The sequence below is a fragment of the Peptostreptococcus stomatis DSM 17678 genome (assembly GCF_000147675.1).
Classification (GTDB): Bacteria; Bacillota; Clostridia; order Peptostreptococcales; family Peptostreptococcaceae; genus Peptostreptococcus; species Peptostreptococcus stomatis.
The window spans coordinates 1-2,434 of the sequence record NZ_ADGQ01000063.1; the positions used below are offsets into that span (position 1 = coordinate 1).

General features: G+C 32.9%; 2 protein-coding genes. Both read right to left on the reverse strand.

Annotated elements, in window-relative coordinates; genetic code table 11:
- Positions 1–1,356, reverse strand: a 1,356-nt coding sequence (locus tag HMPREF0634_RS07075; RefSeq protein ID WP_040565882.1) for a hypothetical protein, incomplete at its 3' end; no start/stop codon positions are given.
- 6 nt (positions 1,357–1,362) lie between these two features.
- Positions 1,363–1,908 (reverse strand): hypothetical protein, encoded by a 546-nt coding sequence (locus HMPREF0634_RS07080; RefSeq protein ID WP_040565883.1) that lies wholly within the window; start codon positions 1,906–1,908, stop codon positions 1,363–1,365.
- Positions 1,909–2,434: the final 526 nt, after the last annotated feature.

Sequence of the window (2,434 nt, forward strand, 5' to 3'; positions counted from 1 at the left end):
CTTTTGAGAAATCTTTATTCCTGTTTCAACCCTATCGTCTCCGTCTACCCTACCAGGATCTGGCGTTGTTCCTCCGCCACCGCCTCCTCCTGGATTATCAGGAGCCTTATTTACCTTGAAGGTATATGATATTAAGTTTGGCTTGTCAGTAGGGGCATTTGCATCCCTACCTTCATTGCTTTGCTTAGCTGCAAAAAATGTGTAATATCTGTCTGCATTTCTCGGTAAATTGGTTGTTGCCAAAGGCATTGTATTATTAGCTGCCAAAGGTATTGTATTATTAGCTTGTGGTGAATAAAAAACTTCTGTCTCAGACAATGCAAAATCATAAAAACCTGCTACTGAAGCTTTTAAAGTTATTTGAGAATCAGGTATAGCATTGTTATCAACTTTCAACCCAGAAATACCCACGCGAATGTTACTTGCGTCAATAGCATAAATTCTTTCCAATAATTCTTTCCACTTATATTTTTTAGACTTTTCATCTTTGCTAAGTCTTACAACTAATTTACCATCTTCTCTAGAAGTTGTTGCTGAAAAACCTTCTAGACCTTGAACTTTTACTTGAGGAGTAGCAGAAACACTAACTCCTTGTGGTATATCAATAGTGAAGGCTAAACCTGAATCAGAAACAACAAACTGACCTGCTCGCGTATCGATGTTTTGTAGTGTTGTTCCTCCTCCACCAAGCATTTCTAAAGTGAATCCATTCAAATATCGTTTAAACCATGATAGGTTTAGGGAAAATTCCAATGGTATTTCATCACCTCTATTATACTTACCAACTTCTGATGAATTACTTGACCCCTTTGCATACAAGTCACTGTACACAGCCAGCTTCTCATCAGGATTAGCAACTTCATCTGCTTTCAAGATTTTATCCTGAGTGAAGTTATAAGGATTTCTCCATGCATCTGACGGTAATTTTGCATACCACTTTAAAGTTTCGTAATAAGCCGTGTCTAAAGTATGTCCATTTGATCGTATTCCTGTATTAGGAAAGTTATTAACTGGTGAATATAAATCAAGACCATGAAAGGCAGCTATTGGATTTACTGCTGTATCAGATGGTTGTGTAATATACTTAGGGAATAACCCAGTCATATATTTATCATCTACATTCGCTTTAGTAGCTACATTCAAAACCTTTCTCTTTTCTAAATCTACCCAATAATTATCTTTTAACGTTTGCTCAGTTTTATCATCCATATCTCCAGTAATCATATCAACATCATGCATATATGATAATACATCCTCGTTGGCACCTGCAAAAACGGAAGTAGCAGGAATAATTACCATAGCCAATGATAGACTTAAAATACTAAATTTTCCTAGAATTTGTTTTATATTCCTCATTTTCAATTACCTCTTCAAATCAAAAGAATTATTGGATGTTATGTGCACGATTTCTGTGCCACTAAAAATTCTACCATACTTATAAAGACTACATAATCCCGTTCCAGTAATCGTACCAAGAGAATCACCCGTTATATTAGATGCATCTACTTTAAATGGGATTGAAATATCTATAGTATTACCAAAATACCCCTGTTCATCCTTAATATGTTTGAAAAAACCTTCATAATCTTCCCAATTACCAAGATATAATGTAAATGTCACTGAGTGTTTTGAAGCAACCGTTTCAATTTTACTAATTGCACTAGTTTTTTCTATTGCTTTTATATTAGCTGTATCAACTGTAATATTACTTGGAAAATTTACAGTATAAGTAAGAGTTGGGAACTGTTCACCTTTATCAAACATAACAAGATTCCTAAAGTTACCAAAAACAGTACTCTCATTTTCAAATTTATTCTGATAAAGTTCATATGCCCCAGCAAACAAGTCTGTAGACTCTACAGAACTGTTTAATGTACCTGTATATTGATTGTCTGTACCTTCTATCAATCTCAACTCTCCCATACTTACAGTTTTACTTAAATCAACTGTTCCACGTATTCTGCTAAACTTACCATGACCAGATACTGTCAGATTACTAATGACCTTATTTTCTGGATTACCTTATTCAGCGAATATACTTGTAGCACTGGCAAAAATGCCAAACACCATTAATAGAGCCATCGTTAGGCTCAAAGTTCTTTTGATTAGATTTTTCATAAGAAATCCCCCTTTAATTATACTAAAATATTATAAAATGATATTTGCTCCATCTAGCAACAAACAACAACATATACAGACTAAAGATAAAAAATATATATCGCAATTATATTAGAATATTGTGTTATGTATTGCTAGAATAATTAATTTGATACTCTTCTTGCATATATTGTACATCTACCAATATTATTAGTCAAGATTTAGATTAAAATATTTTTTTATTTTTAAATATTATCAATATAATTATTGATTGATTGTACAATCAATTTGTACAACTGAATAAAAAAGGCTCTATGTCAAATAATGTTGGTGATAA